Raw genomic sequence first — 15302 nt, 5'->3', positions numbered from 1 at the left:
GACGCCGGGGAGCACACGGTGCCCGAGCGGCTCGACCTGCTCATCGAGCATCGCGACACCATCCGCCGCCGGATCCGTGAGCTGACCCTCTCCCTTACGGCCGTCGAGTACAAGATCGCCACGTACGGCGGCGAGACCGGGCCGGACGTGCAGACCCCTGCCGTCGACCGGACGGCGCGACGGGCACTACGGGCATAGGCATGAGGTGGCTTCGGCGGTGACGAAGTCGACATAGCCGGCGGGAGGCCTCATCCCGCGCGACACCATCCAGTGGATGCGACCGGCTCCGGTCAGTGCGAGCGTCACCCGGTAGCCCAGCTCGACGTCGGCGGTGTCGAAGTGGCCGGCCAGTCCGTCGAGGTAGTCGGTGAGATGGCGTCCGAGGGTGGTCAGCGCCAGTGACGCGAGATCGGCGCCCACCGGGCCCACCCCGAACGTCGCCCAGTCCAGCGCCACCGTGTCGGAGCCGTCGGCGGCGGCGACGAGGTTGCCGTGGGAGAAGTCGCCGTGCACGAGCACGCGAGGCACCCGGTCGAGCCGTTCCAGCAGGTCGTGGCGCTCTTGCCACAACGCCGGGATGTGTGCGGGCACGTCCATGCCGGTCCAGCTCAGGTCACTGACGGCGATCCGCTGGGCGAGCTGGTGGCCGGACAGCCACGGCACGTCGGGGACGGCGACGCCGGCCTGCCAGCGGCCGAGCCGGTGAGCGGCCACGTGCGGCCGAGCGAGCCTCCCGGATGGCCCAGCACCGCGTCCAGCACTGCCGGGGGAAGCAGATCCGTCACTCGCGGCACGGTAGGCCATCACTCCGCTCGCTTGCCTCTCATTTTCCGCATGACACCCGCTATTGCCCGGGGTCGGGCAGGCGGAGGTGGAAGGCGGTGCGGCCGGGGCGGCTTTCGACGCCGATCGTGCCGCCGTGCGCGGCGACCACCGCCTTGACGATCGCCAGGCCGAGCCCCGTGCCGCCGGAAGCGCGGGATCGCCCCTTGTCCACGCGGGAGAAGCGCTCGAAGATCTCCTCCTGCATGTCCGCCGGGATGCCGGGCCCGCCGTCCGCGACCGTCAGCTCCGCCGCGCCCGGCGCCTGTCGTACCGTCAGCGTGATCGCCGTGCCTTCGGGGGTGTGCGTACCGGCGTTGGTCAGCAGGTTCGTGATCACCTGGCGCAGCCGCGACGGGTCGCCCTGGACGGTGACCGGCTCCTCGGGCAGTTCGAGCCGCCAGCGGTGGGCGGGCGCGGCGACCCTGGCGTCACCGACGGACTCGATGGCCAGCTTGGTGAGATCCACCTCGTCCCGCGCCAGCGGCCGGCCCGCGTCCAGCCGGGCGAGCAGCAGCAGGTCGGCGACCAGTTCGCTCATCCGGCCGGACTCGGCGTCGATGCGGTCGAGCGCGTGCCGCACCCCCTCGGGCATCGGCTCGGCGCCGCGAAGGGCCAGCTCGGTGTGGCCGCGGATCGCGGCGAGCGGGGTGCGCAGCTCGTGGCTGGCGTCGGCGGCGAACGCGCGCAGCCGCTGCTCGACGGCGTACCGGCGGGCCAGCGCCGCCTCCACGTGCCCCAGCATGCTGTTGAACGCGGCCCCCACCTGCCCGGCCTCGGTACGCGGATCGGTGTCGGGCACCCGTTCGGTCAGTGCCACCTCGCCGCTGGCCAGCGGCAGCCGGGTGACCCGCCGGGCGGTGGCGGCCACGCGTTCCAGGGGGCGCAGCGCGAGCCTGACCCACACCGCGCCGGCGACGCCGGTGACGGCCAGCGCGGCGCCGAACATGACGACCTCGAACGCCTGCATGCGCCTCAAGGTCTCCTCGGCCTCGTGCAGCGGCAGGCCGGTGATGAGCACGTCGCCGTCGCGGCCCGGTACGGCGACGACCCGGTACTCGTGCAGGCGCGACAGGGACACGGTCCTGGGCACGCCGTCGGCCGGCAACGCGGCCAGGACGGCCTGGTCACCGCCGGTGAGCCCCGCCCGGTCGTCGTCGTCCAGGGTCACCACCGCCCCCTGAGTGATCACGCCGCCGGCGACGCGCACTCCCAAGGTGCCCGGGGCCTGGCTGCGCGTGTCGCCCCCGCCTCGGCCGCCGTCGTGCTCCAGGCTCGCCGCGTACCTGCCGCCGATCGTGGCGAGCTGCTGGTCGACCCGTCCCATCAGGAAGCGGTCCATCGCGAACGACGTCGCGACGCCGACGGCCGCGCAGGCCAGCGCCAGCAGCGCCAGGACCCCCGCGACGAGCCGGCCCCGCAGCGTGCGCGGCAGGAGGCGGCTCATGCGGGCGGCTTGAGCACGTAGCCGACCCCGCGGACGGTGTGGATGAGCGGCTCGCGGCCCGCGTCGATCTTCTTGCGCAGGTAGCTGACGTACAGCTCGACCACATGGGCCTGCCCGCCGAAGTCGTAGGACCAGACGTGGTCGAGGATCTGGGTCTTGCTCAGCACCCGGCGCGGGTTGAGCATGAGCAGCCGCAGCAGGTCGAACTCGGTCGGCGTCAGGTCGATCAACGTCCCCGCCCTGGTCACCTCCCTGGCCTCGACGTCCATGACGAGATCGGCCACGACGAGCCGCGTGCCGTTCCCGGCCCGGGCCATCCCCGCGCGGCGTAGCAGCCCGTTCAGCCGGGCCAGCACCTCGTCCAGGCTGAACGGCTTGGTCACGTAGTCGTCGCCGCCGGCGGTGATCCCGGCCACGCGGTCCTCCACCGCGTCCCTGGCGGTGAGGAACAGCACGCACACCTCCGGCAGCCGCTCGCGGATCCGGCGCATGATCTCCAGGCCGTCCAGATCGGGCAGCATCACGTCCAGGACCACCGCGTCCGGCACGAACTCCTCCGCCGCCCGCACCGCGGTCATGCCGTCGCCGGCCGCGCGGACCCGCCACCCCTCCTGGAGCAGCACCGTCTCCAGCACCTCGACGATGTCCGGTTCGTCGTCCACGACCAGCACGCGGATCGGCGCACCGTCAGGACGCAGCAACACCGACACGGTCACCTCCATGTCCATTTCATACCGAAATCTTCTGAAAATCCTCTGAGAGCACCTCTGTCCCGGGCCGTTCAGAAGGAACGCAGAGTTTCACTTGGCACGGTGGGTCCCGTTCCCGAAGAAGCAGGAGAACGGTGTGACCATCACGCACGTACCATCCCGAACCGCCCCGCAGGTCAGGTCCACCGGGTTCGTGGCCCGCCCCGGCCCGGTGCTCGTCCTGATCGGCCTGGGCGCGGTCGCGATCGTCGCGCTGTGGTGGCGTGACACGTCCGCGGTGGTGAGCGCGGCGGGCTGGCTCACGAACGCCGGGCGAATCACCGGCCTGCTGGCCGGTTACGCGATGGCGATGCTGATCGCGCTGATGGCGCGCGTGCCCGCGCTGGAGCACGGCGTCGGCACCGACCGGCTGACCCGCTGGCACGCCATGGGCGGGCGTTACGTCGTCGGCCTGATGACCGCGCACGTGCTGTCGGTCATCTGGGGGTACGCGATCGCCGACGGGCAGCACGTGGCGGACGAGGCCGTCACCATGGTCGTGACCTTCCCCGAGATGTGGGAGGCCACCGCGGCCTGCCTGCTGCTCCTCGGCATCGGCGCGATCTCGGCCCGTGCCGCCCGCCGCCGGATCGGCTACGAGACCTGGTACCTGCTGCACTTCTACACCTACGTCGCCGCCTACCTGGCTTTCGGCCACCAGCTCGCCACCGGTGCGGAGTTCGCCGGTGACCGGGCGGCCCAGGTCGCCTGGTATGTCCTCTACCTCGGCGTGGCCGCGCTCGTCGTCTGGTACCGGCTCCTGGCGCCCGTCCGGCTGTTCCTGCGGCATCGGCTGCGGGTGGCCGCGGTGACCGCCGAAGCCCCCGGCGTGATCTCCATCCAGGTCACCGGCCGGCGACTGGAACGGCTGCGCGCCGAGCCCGGCCAGTTCTTCCGCTGGCGCTTCCTGGCCAAGGGGCTGTGGTGGTCGGCGAACCCGTACTCGCTGTCGGCCCCGCCCGGCGCCGGCGGGCTGCGGATCACGGTCAAGGCGCTGGGCGACCACAGCGCGACCCTGGCCGGGCTGCGCCCCGGGACGCGGGTCTTCGCCGAGGGACCGTACGGGGCCTTCACCGGCCGGTTGCGCTCCCGCCGGCAGGTGCTGCTGATCGCGGGCGGCGTCGGCATCACCCCGTTGCGTGCCCTGTTCGAGTCGCTTCCCGGCGAGCTGACCCTGCTCTACCGGGCACGCAGGGAGGCCGACCTGGTGTTCAGGCAGGAGCTCGAGGACATCGCCGTCGCCCGGGGCGCGAACCTGCACTATTCGACCGGCCCCCGCGGCCCCGGTGGGCCGTTCGACGCGGCGGTGCTCGCCCGGGTCGTGCCCGGACTGCGCGACCACGACGTGTACGTGTGCGGCCCCGCCGAGATGACCCGGGCCGCAATCCAGGCATTGCGGGCCGCCGGAGTGCCCCGGCGGCACATCCATCACGAATCCTTCGAGTTCTAGGAGTACGACGATAAATGCCCATCCGTAGAGCACTGCTCGCCGTGCTGGCCACTGCCGTCGGCCTGGTGCTGCTGCTGTCGTTCAAGCCGCACGACGTGTCGCAGGCGGCCCAGCCACCCGCCGCCCTGGCCCAGAAGCAGTCCGGCACCACGCCGGCTCAGGGCACCACGCCGGCTCAAGGGACCACCGTGACCGGCGATCCGGCCGACACCCGCTGGGGCCCGGTGCAGGTCGCGATCACCGTGTCCGGCGGGAAGATCGCCGACGTCCAGGTGCTGCAGGCGCCCGACGGCAACCGCCGTGACATCGAGATCAACGACGCCGCGCTGCCGATCCTCACCCAGGAGGCGCTGTCGGCGCAGAGCGCGCAGATCGACACGGTGTCCGGCGCCACCTACACCAGCGAGGGCTACGCCCGCTCCCTGCAGAGCGCGATCGACTGGGCGGGGCTGTGACGATCCGGCACGTCGAGCACGTCATGGGGACGGTGTTCTCCTTCGACGTCCGGCACGAGGCATCCGAGCGGATCACGTCGGCGATCGAGGAGGCGGTGACCTGGCTGCACCACGTGGACGCCCTCTTCTCCACGTACCGGCCCGGCAGCCCGATCAGCCGCCTCGGCCGCGGCGAGATCGCCCCGGAGAGCTGCCCGCCCGAGATCGTCCGCGTGCTGGCCCGCTGCGCCCAGGTCGAGCGCGACACCGGCGGCTATTTCACGCTCATGCCCGGCGGCCGGCTCGACCCGTCCGCGCTGGTCAAGGGCTGGGCCATCGAGCACGCCTCGGCGCTGCTGGCGGCGGCGGGCGCGCGGCGGCACAGCGTCAACGGCGGCGGCGACGTCCGCCTCGGCTCATCGCCGGAACCCGACCGGCCGTGGCGGGTGGGCATCGCCGACCCGCTGCGGCCCGGGACGCTGGCCGCCGTCGTCTCGGGGACCGGCCTGGCGGTCGCCACCTCCGGCACCGCCGAACGCGGGCACCACATCGTGGACCCGCACACCGGCGCCCCCGCCACCGCGCTGGCCTCGCTCACCCTCGTCGGGTACGACCTGACCACCGTGGACGCCTACGCCACCGCCGCGTTCGCGATGGGCTCCGCGGCGCGGGAGTGGGTGGAGGAGCAGGACGAGCTGGAGGCGTTCGCGGTGACCTCGTCGGGAGCGGTCTGGCGTACCAGCGGTTTCCACCGTTATGCACAGTTGTAGCGGGCGGCGGCTTCGGCCGCCTTGCGGGCCAGGGCCCGGCGGAGCTCGGCCGGGGCGAGGACTTCGGCATCGGTGCCGAAGGCCAGGAGCACCTCTGCCGCGGGCAGGGAGCGGAAGTGCAGTTCGACGTGCACCCGCTCTGCTCGCTGGTCGGTCGCGGGAGGGGGGCCGGCCAGGTCGGCTTCGTGGATGCGCAGGAATCTGGCCAGGATGTCCCGGTTGACGCTGACCGTGACGGGCAGCGGGGCGGGGATCTCGTCGATGTGGCGGCGCAGGCCGTCCCAGACGTCGGCCAGTTCGAGGCCGTCGCGGCGGCGTACGGGCTCGTCGAGGATGCCGGCTGACAGGGCCCGGTCGGCTCGGAAGAGTGCCGGCTCGCCACGGTGGTCGGCGACCAGGTACCAGACGCCGGCCTTGTTGACCAGGCCGTACGGATCGAGGGTGTAGGAGCGGACGCGGTTGTCGCGGCCGTGCCGGTAGCGCAGGCGCAGCCGCCGGTCGTTGAAGACGGCCTGCTGGAGCACGGCCAGGTCGGCGGCGGGGCCGGTCGCCGAGCGCGCCGGACCGCCGCGCCAGCGCACGGGGTCGATGAGGATGCGGCGGCTGGCCAGGTCGGCGTCGGGCCGGTGCGGGGCGGGCAGGGCGGCCATCAGCTTGCGCAGCGCGGAGCCGAGGGCCTGACCCAGGCCCAGCTCGGTGTGAGCGTGACCGGACATCAACACGAACAGGGCGCGGGCCTCGTCGGCGGTCATGCCGGTGACGTTGGTGCGGTAGCCGGGCAGCAGCGCGATGCCGCCGTGGGGGCCGCGCACGGTGTAGACGGGCACGCCGGCCGACGACAGCGCCTCGACGTCGCGCATGACGGTGCGGACCGACACCTCCAGGCGCTCGGCCAGGTCACCGGCCGGCAGCTGCCCGTGGGTCTGCAGCAGCAGCATGATCGACAGCAGGCGCTCGGATCTCACGCCTTCAAAGGTATATGACGCTACCTGACATATATCCCCGTGAAGATGCAGGTAGACGGGCCGCCCACGGGGGCGGCGCGAACGTCCTGAAAGGAACTGTGCTGTGACCGGAACCAACGGGCTCGCCCAGCAGATCGCCGACGACTTCGTCCGCGCGTGGACCAGCAAGAACATCGACAAGGCCCTGAGCCTTCTCGCCGACGACGTCGTGTGCGAGGCCCCGACCGGCACGTTCGAGGGGGTGGAGGGCTACCGCGGGTTCCTCGAGCCGTTCGCGACCTCGCTGGTCAGCGCCACCGTCATCGACGTCCTGGGTAACGACACCAACGCGGCGACCGTGTACACCACCGACACCCCGCTGCTGAAGGACTTCCGCGGCATCGACTACTTCACCGTCGAGAACGGCAGGATCACCCGCGTGATCAGCATCTTCGACATGCTCCCGATGCACAAGGCCCGAAACGCCGTCCAGCACTGACCCGGGTCACTTCTGCTCCTGGAGCCAGTCGTCGAACGTCGTCGGCGCGATGCGGGCGTCCTCACCCGGCAGCAGCACGTTGCCGGCCATCTCCGGGCTGAACAAGCCCGACCAGGTCGGCACGAGCTTCACCTCCCGGCCGCGCGCCCGATGCGTACGCCGGGCCATGTCGACGAGGTCCTGCGGCTCGGGCCCCGCGACGTCGACATAGCGTCCCTGCGGCTCGCCCACCGCGATCTCGGCCAGGATGGCGGCCACGTCCGCGGGCGCGATCGGCTGCATGAGCAGCGGCGCGACCGTGGCCACGCCGTCCTGCTCGGTCCAGCCGGCCACCATCTCCGCGAAGTCATGGAACTGCGTGGCCGGTACGACCGTCCACGGCACCGGACCCGCGGCCACCAGGCGTTCCTGCTCCCGCTTGCCGGCGTAGTGCGCATTGCCGTCGATCCGGCCCACCCCGGCGATCGACAGCAGCACATGGTGGCGTACGCCGGCCCGTTCCTCGGCGGCGAGCAGGTTACGGGTGGCCGCCGCGAAGTAGGCCACCGTCTCGGCCCGATCCCCCTCCGGCCCGTTGGTGACGTCGATGACGGCCTCGACCCCGGCGAGGGCGTCGTCGAGCCCGTCACCGGTCAGCAGGTCCAGGCCGAGCGAACGGCTGACGCGCACGACGTCGTGCCCGTCCCGTTCGAGGGCGGCCACGGTCAGGGAACCGATGTTGCCGGTCGCGCCGGCGACGGCGATCCGCATGATGATCACTCCTTGTCCACGATCAACCAGGACCATATCTCGGACTTAACAGGTCCGCAATATCCACGATATCCTGGCGATCGTGAAGCTGCCCGTAAGCACCGAATGGCTGTTGCACTGCGCCACCTCGCTGGCGCAGCTCGAACCGGGGACCACCGCATCGGCCGCCCAGCTGGCGGACTACTACGACCTGCCCGCGCCCTACCTCGCCAAGCAGCTCCAGTCGCTCGTCAAGGCGGGCGTGCTGTCGGCGACGACAGGGCCGCGCGGCGGGTTCCGGCTCGCGCGCGAGCCCGCGGAGATCACGTTGCTGCAGATCGTGGAGGCGGTGGACGGCGCCTCCGCTCCGTACGAATGCCGCGAGATCCGCAGGCAGGGCCGCGGCGCGCTTCCGGCCGAGGATTGCCGGCAGGCCTGCATCCTCGCCGTGAAGATGGCCGAGGCGCATCGGGTGTGGCGCGGCAGCCTGGCCGGAGTCTCGCTCGCCGATGTCCTCGCCGACCTGCCTCCGTCGGCACCGGCCCGCACTCGATCGCTGCTCACCGGGCAGACCCGTCCCCCTGGAGAAGACGCCCTCCGCTGAGAGATCCATCCCATTGCGTCATGGCAGGATCTGTGGGGGACTGCGAAGTTCGGAGGACGTGATGAACGACGAGACGGCCACGTTGCTCTTCGACGTGATCGGCCGGCTGGAGAAGAGCATCCTCGCCCGCGACTGCCCGGCCATCGTCGCGCTCCAGGGTGAACGCCAACTCGTGCTCAGCGACTACGACTACCTTCGCGACCAGCAGTCGGCCACGGACTTCGAGAATCGAGCCGCCACCAGGGCCCAGGAGATCGCCGCGACGCGATGGATCTTCGCGGTCCCCCAGGTGTGGGTGATCACGCCGGACAAGGTCTTCAGCCGGGCCGTCTCCAACCTCCCGCTGCTCGAAGGGGAGCAGGAGGCGATCACCTGGATGAGCTTCGACCAGAGCGACGGCGTGGACTACGGGCGCGTCCCGTACGCACGCCGCCCGAACGGAGAGCCGGTGTTCGACGAGCCGGAGATGTTCACCGTGAGCGTGCGTCCGGCCGAACGCATGCCGGGCTACACGCTCCTTCAGGGGCTCTTCCCCGACCATGGCGCCGCCGGGTGATCGACGAAGGACAACTTCCGCCGCGGGGGCCGCATCTAAGGACGTAGAAGATCCGAGATGACGGGGTGATCAGATGGCGTCGGCCCTGCTGCCTGGGGATCCTCTTCGGCTGGGGGACTTCTGGCTGGCCGGGCGGCTGGGCGCGGGGGGCCAGGGGGTGGTCTACGAGGCGTACGACGCGCAGGGCGACCGGGTGGCCATCAAGGTGCTGCACGGTGATGCCGCCGGCGATCCGGATCTGCGGTCGCGCTTCGGCAAGGAGGCCACGGCGGCCCGGCGGGTGGCCTCGTTCTGCACGGCACGAGTGCTGGCGGTCGATCTGGACGCGCCCAAGCCGTACATCGTCAGCGACTACGTCGAAGGGCCGAGCCTGCGTCAGGCCGTCGCCGGCGGGCGCCGCTTCAGCGGCGACGAGCTGCACCGCCTGGCCACCGCGGTGGCCACGGCGCTGACCGCGATCCATGACGCCGGCGTCGTGCACCGCGACCTCAAGCCTGACAACGTGCTGCTCGGCCCCGACGGTCCGCGCGTCATCGACTTCGGGGTGGCGCGGACCCTGGAGATGTCGCTGACCGCCACCGGTCTGGTGGCCGGCACCCCGACCTACATGGCGCCGGAGGTGTTCACCGGCCAGCGTGCCGGTGCTCCCGCCGACGTGTTCTCCTGGGGTGCGATCGTGCTCTACGCCGCCAACGGCGACGACCCCTTCCGGGCCGAGAGCCTGGGCGCGGTCATGCACCGCGTCCTGTCCGCCGAACCCGACCTCTCCGCGTTGCCGCCTTCGCTGCGGCCGCTGGTCTCGGCGGCCCTGGCCAAGGACCCGCTCGCCCGGCCTACCGCGCGCGAGCTGTTGCTCGGCCTGATCAGCGGGTTCCAGGGCGGCCAGGCCGACCTGCTCACCGTCGGCAGCGCCGAGGCCGGGCTGCTCAGCCGGGGAGCCGCGGCCGATCCCGCCCTCGGCACGCTTGCGGAGGACGCCTACGGTTTTCTCAGCCCCGGCGAACGCGACCTGGTGCCCGACCTGTTCCTGCGCATGGTGGCCGTCACCGACGCAGGTGAGGTGACCGTACGCACCGCGTCGCATGAGGAGCTGTTCGAGGCGAGGACACCGGACGAGCGGGCCGCGCTCGAACGGGTCCTGGAGGTCTTCTCCTACGTGATCGCCGTTCGAGGCGACGACGTCGCGCTGGCCCGGCCCGCCCTGTTACAGGCCTGGCCGCGGCTGCGGTCCTGGGTCGGCGACGAGCGTGAGGGCCTGCCCACGCACGACCTGATCCGCGCTGCCGCGCGCCACTGGAACACCCACGGGCGCCGTGAAGGCGACGTCTTCCAGGGCAGCCGCCTGGAGACGGCGCTGCGCTGGGCTGCCACCGGACGCCGCCATCTCACGCTCAGCAAGCTCGAACGCGACTTCCTCGACGCCTGCAACGCCGCCACCCGCCACCGGATCCGGCGCCGCCGCCTCCTCACCGTCACTCTGTCCGCCCTGCTCGTCCTCGCCCTGATCGGCGGCGCCGTCGCCGTTCGGCAGAGCCTCGTCATCTCGGAGCAGAGCAGGGTCGTCGCCGCGCAGCGGGACGAGGCGGTCGCGGGCAAGGTGGCGGCCCAGGCCGACGCGATGCGCACGGCGGACCCGGTACGGGCGATGCTGCTCAGCGTCGCCGCCTGGCGGCTGGCCCCGGTCACCGCGACGCGGGCGACGTTGCAGAACGCCTGGGCACAGCGCGAGCGCGCGGCGTTCTCCGACCCGGACTCGGGCGCGGAGACCGTACGGCAGATCACCAGGGACGGGCGCACGTTCGTCAGCGTGTCCCCGCAGGGGGTGCGGATCTACGACCTGCGGACCGGGAGGAAGACCGGCGGCTGGGACGACCTGAAGATCGGCAGGGAGAAGTTCCTGGGCGCCGGCCTCAGCCCCAGCGGCCGGCTGCTGGCCGTGGCGGCGGGCGATGAGATCCATGTCTGGGACACGAGCACCGGCAGGCAGACCGGAGCCAGACGAAGGATCGATATGCCGGAAAACTTCAACGGGGTCAAGTTCCAGACCGGCGACCGGTACGTCAACGTGCTGGGATCCCAGGCCGGCGGCCTCTGGGACACGCGGACCGGCGCGGACATCGAGGCGGGGGACGGCATGCTCGAACCCTCCGTCACCCTGGCCAACGACCTGGTCGTGAACGGGGGTGTCATGGGCCGGTTCAGCCTGCTGAGGCTGCCGAGCGGGAAACCGGTGGCACCATGGCCCCGCTCGAACGGCTGCGCCAAGAAGGTGTGGACGGCGGCCATCAGCCCGGACGGGCGGACCATCGCCTGCGCCACCGATTCAGGGGTCTCCCTCGTCGACGCACACACGGGACGCGACCTCGCCGGCCAGCCGGCGCTCGGGGGGAACGGCTACGGCGGCACCAGAATGTGGTTCAGCCCGGACGGCCGCTACCTCGTGGTCAGGAAGAACAACAACCTTGAGCTTGTCCGGGTCTCGGACGGGAACACCGTGCTCTCCTACCGGAGCGCACCCGAGAGCGTGGGCTTCGACGGCACGACCCTGCGTTACCTGACCGACGAGACCGTGGTGAGCCTGGACATCTCCGATGTCCTCCACCTCACGCGGCTGCCCGGCCACGCCCCTGAGACCGCTGTGTTCAGCACTGATGGACGACTCCTCGCCACGCACCAGTACGAGGCGAAGCAGCTCGTGCTCTGGGACGCGGAGAAGCTCCGCCCGCTGGGATCGCCCCTGAAGATAAGGATCGGGGACGGCACCCTGGGCTTCGCGTTCAGCGGAGACGGGCGGCTGCTGGCGGCCTTCAGCGGCATGGGGAAGCCGCTGGAGATGTGGGACACCGCGCAGCCGTCGCGCGTGACCAGGGCCCAGTTGCCGGGTGAGTGGATGGCGGACGCCGTGGCCGTGAACGAGCACGGGACGCTTGTCGCGATCGCCGCCACCGATACCAGCGGCGCATCCCGAAACCGGCTTTTCGTCTGGGACGTGCCGCATCACAAGTGGTTGCGGCCCATCGACACGAACTACCTGGTGGGCATCGTGTTCCGGCCGGGCGGCACGATCATCGCTCCGATGAGCGACTCGGCCAACCACCTGATCGATCTCTCCTCCGGGCAGCCGGTCGGCCCCGCCTTCGGCCCAGGAGGGCTGAGCAGCGGTTTGAGAAGCATCGCCTTCAGTCCTGATGGAGCGAGCCTCGCCGCCTACAGCCAGTCGGGCAGGCTCGCGTTCTGGGATCTGCGCACGGGTAAGAGGCGTGGTCCGACGTTGCGTCCGTACCCCGGTGACAACAGCGGGATCATCCAGCTGGTCTTCTCCCGGACGGGCGACGTGGCCGCATCCATCACTGAGGGGGAGGTCCAGCTCTGGGACCCCATCACGCCTCGCAAGCTCGGGTCGTCGATCGCAGGGGCGGACGAGCCGCTGATGGCGACCGGGTTCGGAGCCGGTGGCGCGGTGCTCCGTACCATCGACGAGGCGGGGGTGCTGCGCGCGGTCTCCGTCGATCCGGAGCGCACGGCCGCGGCCGTCTGCGCCCGGGCCGGGCGCTCGCTGACGCGCGCGGAGTGGCAGGAGTATCTGCCCGGCCTGCCGTACCGGAAGATCTGCCCCTGATCACCGGCTTCGGCGCGTCAGGATCCTGATGTCCTCGAACAGCCGCTCGTGCGCGGCGGCCGCCTCGGCGGAGGTCAGGTCCATGTTCTGGATGAAGCCGTGCTCCAGGCCGGGCTCTTGCCGGTGCGTCACGTGGACGCCGGCCTGCGCCAGCCGGCGGGCGTAGGCGTCGCCTTCGTCGCGCAGGGCGTCGTGTTCGGCGGTCACGATGAGGGTGTCCGGCATGCCGGACAGGTCTGCGGCCAGCAGCGGGCTGGCGGGCGCGCGGTCGGCGGGGTCCGGTGTCCACAGCTCGATGGCCCAGGCGAGGAAGTCGGCGTCCAGCGAGTGGCCGGAGCCCTTGCCGACGATGCTGGGCTGGGAGAGCGTCAGGTCGGTGTTGGGGCAGATCAGGATCTGCAGGTCGGGCACCGGCTCGCCGGCGTCGCGCAGCCGCAGGCAGGCCATGGTGGCCAGATAGCCGCCGGCGCTGTCGCCGGCCACCGCGGTCGGGCGGGCCCAGCGCAGCACCGCGGTCACGTCCTCGACGGCCGCCGGGTACGGATGCTCGGGCGCGCGCCGGTAGTCGATGGCCAGCACCTCGACGTCGCAGGCGTGGGCGATGCGCCGGCAGGTGCGGTCATGGGTCTCCAGGTCACCGATGACGAAGGCGCCGCCATGGGCGAACACCATCAGCGGCCTGGCCTGTTCGGAGGGCCGGTAGTGGCGTAGCGGCAGCCCGTCCGGCCCGTGCAGGTCTTCCACCCGGGCCAGTGCGGGGCCTTGGGGGCGGTCGGCGGCTCGCCGGCGTGAGCCTTCACGGAGTTCGGACACATCGGGGACGGTCATAACGGGTCAGCCCTCCGGGTGGACCATGAGAAGTACGGCACGATTGTCCGGGGTGTGGCCTCGGTACAGGTGCGGGTGAGCGGCGTCGAACCGGATGGAATCGCCTTCGGCCAGGTCGGTGAGGGAATCAGCGGGTCCCGTGGTGACGCTTCCGTGGGTGAGCACGAGGCACTCCTCGACGCCGGGCAGGTGGGCGTCGGAGTGCTGGGTGCTCTCGGCGACGGCGATGTCGTAGACCTCCACGGTGCCGCGCACCCTGATGCGGTGCAGGAGACGCGCGCTGACCGCGTCGCCCTCGACCCGTGGCCGCCGGTCGTCGGCGCGTACCACCTCGACCGTCGAGGCGGGCGCTTCCAGCAATTCGCCGAGGGACGCCTTCAGCGCGGTGGCCAGGGCCCACAGGGTGCTCAGGGTCGGGTTGCCCTGGCCCTGCTCGATGCCGTGCAGCGTGGTCTTGCTGATGCCGCCGGCGGACGCCAGGTCGGCCAGCGATATCCCGGCCGCCGTACGCAGCCGGTGCACGTTCGTCCCCACCACTTGCGCGAGCTCCATGCGTATCAGCATAGTGGTATGGACGTACCAATAGAATGGTTTTGGAGGCGAGATGACGGTGACGCGGCTGCGCGACATCCCGGGCATCGGCGTGGACGCCGTCGGCGACGCGGCCGACGCCGTGGGCGACCCGGAGTTCCTGCGGCTGGAGAACCTCGACACCGACCTGCGGCCGCCCGCCGTCGCCATCGCCGCCACGCATGCCGCCGTCGACGACGACGCGGCCAACAGCTATCTGCCCTTCCAGGGGCGCCGCTCGCTTCGCGCGGCCGCCGCGGCGCACGTCGGGCGCATCTCCGGGCACGTCTACGACGCCGACACCGAATGTGTCAGCGTGGCCGGCGGGCTCAACGGCATCCTCAACACGCTGCTGGCGACCGTCGAGCCCGGGCAGGAGGTCGTGCTGTGCGACCCCATATACGCCGGCCTGGTCAACCGGGTCCGGCTCGCGGGCGGCGTCCCCCGCTTCGTCCCCGCGCAGCCCACCGCGGACGGCTGGACCGTCGACCCCGAACGACTAGCCGACGCCGTCGGACCCGGCACGGCGGCGGTCCTGATGATGGGGCCGGCGATGCCGACCGGCCTCGTCCTGGACGAGCGCCACTGGTCCGCCCTCGCCGACGCCTGCGAACGCCACGACGCCTGGTTGATCTACGACGCGGCCATGGAACGCATCCGCTTCGACGGCCGCCCTCCCAGCCACCCGGCGGCCCACGAGGGCCTGGCACGACGCACCATCACCGTCGGTTCGGCCTCCAAGGAGCTGCGGCTCATCGGCTGGCGCGTCGGCTGGGTGACCGGCCCCGCCGACATCGTCGCCGACATCCGCCTGGTGGGCCTGACCAACGTCGTCTGCCAGGTCGGCCTGGGGCAGGACGCCGTGGCCGCCGCGCTGGACGCGCCCGACGCCGATGCCGACGTCGCCGCCGCCACGGCCGAGTGGCAACGGCGCTGCGAGACGGTCCTGCGCCGGCTCGCCGCGTACCCGGTCGTCCGGCCGCACGGCGGGTGGTCGCTCCTCATCGACACCAGACCCCTGGAGCTGACCCCCGCCGAACTGTCCCGGCGCCTGTTCGACCGGGCAAAGGTCGCGGCCACCCCCATGGACGGCTGGGGCCCCAGCGGGGGGCACTACCTGCGGCTCGTGTTCGCCAACGAACCCGTCGAACGCCTCGTCGATCTCGGCGACCGCTTCCGCCTGGCCGTCGGCTGAACCATGGACGTTTGCGCCGCTGTCCCGGCTGCTACGTCGCCGGAGGGCTGTTCGTAGCCGTCCGGCGGAGCCGTGGGTGACCTCAT

General features: G+C 71.7%; 15 protein-coding genes and 1 pseudogene. 9 read left to right on the top strand and 7 right to left on the bottom strand.

The features are described 5' to 3' along the window. Positions 1-198 (top strand): annotated as a pseudogene (locus ACWEPL_RS43505) (hypothetical protein); the annotation flags it as partial. On the opposite strand, the gene ACWEPL_RS43500 reads toward ACWEPL_RS43505, so the two are convergent. The 3 genes from ACWEPL_RS43500 to ACWEPL_RS43490 form a co-directional block, all read right to left on the bottom strand. After that, positions 187-714, bottom strand: coding sequence for a phosphotransferase (locus ACWEPL_RS43500; RefSeq protein WP_452439646.1), 528 nt, complete (start codon positions 712-714; stop codon positions 187-189). The pseudogene ACWEPL_RS43505 and the gene ACWEPL_RS43500 overlap by 12 nt on opposite strands. A gap of 130 nt (positions 715-844) precedes the next feature. After that, a complete protein-coding gene (locus ACWEPL_RS43495; protein ID WP_363978655.1) occupies positions 845-2269 on the bottom strand; it encodes a sensor histidine kinase in 1425 nt (474 codons plus the stop codon). Next, complete coding sequence (locus ACWEPL_RS43490; RefSeq protein WP_355212073.1) at positions 2266-2991, bottom strand: response regulator transcription factor; 726 nt, start codon at positions 2989-2991, stop codon at positions 2266-2268. The genes ACWEPL_RS43495 and ACWEPL_RS43490 overlap by 4 nt, the downstream gene beginning before the upstream one ends. Positions 2992-3115: 124 nt before the next feature. On the opposite strand from ACWEPL_RS43490, the gene ACWEPL_RS43485 reads away from it, so the two are divergent. Genes ACWEPL_RS43485 through ACWEPL_RS43475 form a run of 3 tightly spaced genes read left to right on the top strand, consistent with a single transcriptional unit; the run spans position 3116 to position 5672 of the window. Continuing rightward, entirely contained in the window at positions 3116-4468 is a 1353-nt protein-coding gene (locus tag ACWEPL_RS43485) for a ferredoxin reductase family protein (RefSeq protein ID WP_452439645.1), read from the top strand. Between the two features lie 14 nt (positions 4469-4482). Further along, the gene (locus ACWEPL_RS43480; RefSeq protein WP_452439644.1) at positions 4483-4923 is read left to right on the top strand and encodes an FMN-binding protein; all 441 of its coding nucleotides are present in this window, start codon (positions 4483-4485) and stop codon (positions 4921-4923) included. After that, complete coding sequence (locus ACWEPL_RS43475; protein WP_452439643.1) at positions 4920-5672, top strand: FAD:protein FMN transferase; 753 nt, start codon at positions 4920-4922, stop codon at positions 5670-5672. Before ACWEPL_RS43480 ends, ACWEPL_RS43475 begins: the two co-directional genes overlap by 4 nt. Here ACWEPL_RS43475 and ACWEPL_RS43470 read toward each other — a convergent pair. Beyond that, a complete protein-coding gene (locus tag ACWEPL_RS43470; RefSeq protein ID WP_452439642.1) occupies positions 5657-6637 on the bottom strand; it encodes a helix-turn-helix transcriptional regulator in 981 nt (326 codons plus the stop codon). The genes ACWEPL_RS43475 and ACWEPL_RS43470 overlap by 16 nt on opposite strands. A 103-nt stretch (positions 6638-6740) precedes the next feature. Between ACWEPL_RS43470 and ACWEPL_RS43465 the strand changes: the two genes are divergently transcribed. Then, a complete protein-coding gene (locus tag ACWEPL_RS43465; protein ID WP_452439641.1) occupies positions 6741-7115 on the top strand; it encodes a nuclear transport factor 2 family protein in 375 nt (124 codons plus the stop codon). A 6-nt stretch (positions 7116-7121) separates the two neighbouring features. Here the strand turns inward: ACWEPL_RS43465 and ACWEPL_RS43460 are convergent, their stop codons facing one another. Further along, a complete protein-coding gene (locus ACWEPL_RS43460; protein WP_452439640.1) occupies positions 7122-7865 on the bottom strand; it encodes an SDR family oxidoreductase in 744 nt (247 codons plus the stop codon). Positions 7866-7947: 82 nt separating this feature from the next. Here ACWEPL_RS43460 and ACWEPL_RS43455 point away from each other — a divergent pair, with 82 nt between their 5' ends. The 3 genes from ACWEPL_RS43455 (at position 7948) to ACWEPL_RS43445 (ending at position 12623) form a co-directional block, all read left to right on the top strand. After that, positions 7948-8448, top strand: a complete 501-nt coding sequence (locus tag ACWEPL_RS43455) for an RrF2 family transcriptional regulator (protein ID WP_363978676.1) — start codon at positions 7948-7950, stop codon at positions 8446-8448. A 61-nt stretch (positions 8449-8509) separates the two neighbouring features. Continuing rightward, positions 8510-9004 carry a hypothetical protein gene (locus ACWEPL_RS43450; protein WP_350724303.1) on the top strand — a complete coding sequence of 165 codons (495 nt, stop codon included), beginning with the start codon at positions 8510-8512 and terminating at the stop codon, positions 9002-9004. 73 nt (positions 9005-9077) lie between these two features. Continuing rightward, entirely contained in the window at positions 9078-12623 is a 3546-nt protein-coding gene (locus ACWEPL_RS43445) for a WD40 repeat domain-containing serine/threonine protein kinase (RefSeq protein ID WP_452439639.1), read from the top strand. Here ACWEPL_RS43445 and ACWEPL_RS43440 read toward each other — a convergent pair whose 3' ends face one another. Continuing rightward, a complete protein-coding gene (locus ACWEPL_RS43440; protein WP_452439638.1) occupies positions 12624-13436 on the bottom strand; it encodes an alpha/beta hydrolase in 813 nt (270 codons plus the stop codon). It lies immediately after the preceding gene. 21 nt (positions 13437-13457) lie between these two features. Then, positions 13458-14003: a helix-turn-helix domain-containing protein gene (locus ACWEPL_RS43435; protein WP_452439637.1), complete on the bottom strand. Its 546-nt coding sequence runs from the start codon at positions 14001-14003 to the stop codon at positions 13458-13460. A gap of 52 nt (positions 14004-14055) precedes the next feature. Here ACWEPL_RS43435 and ACWEPL_RS43430 point away from each other — a divergent pair, with 52 nt between their 5' ends. Then, entirely contained in the window at positions 14056-15216 is a 1161-nt protein-coding gene (locus ACWEPL_RS43430) for a pyridoxal phosphate-dependent aminotransferase (RefSeq protein ID WP_452439636.1), read from the top strand. The last annotated feature ends 86 nt before the right edge of the window (positions 15217-15302 follow it).

This window comes from Nonomuraea sp. NPDC004186, from assembly GCF_053603495.1.
Note: the sequence above shows the minus strand (reverse complement) of the source record. Positions and strands in the feature narration are given on the sequence as shown.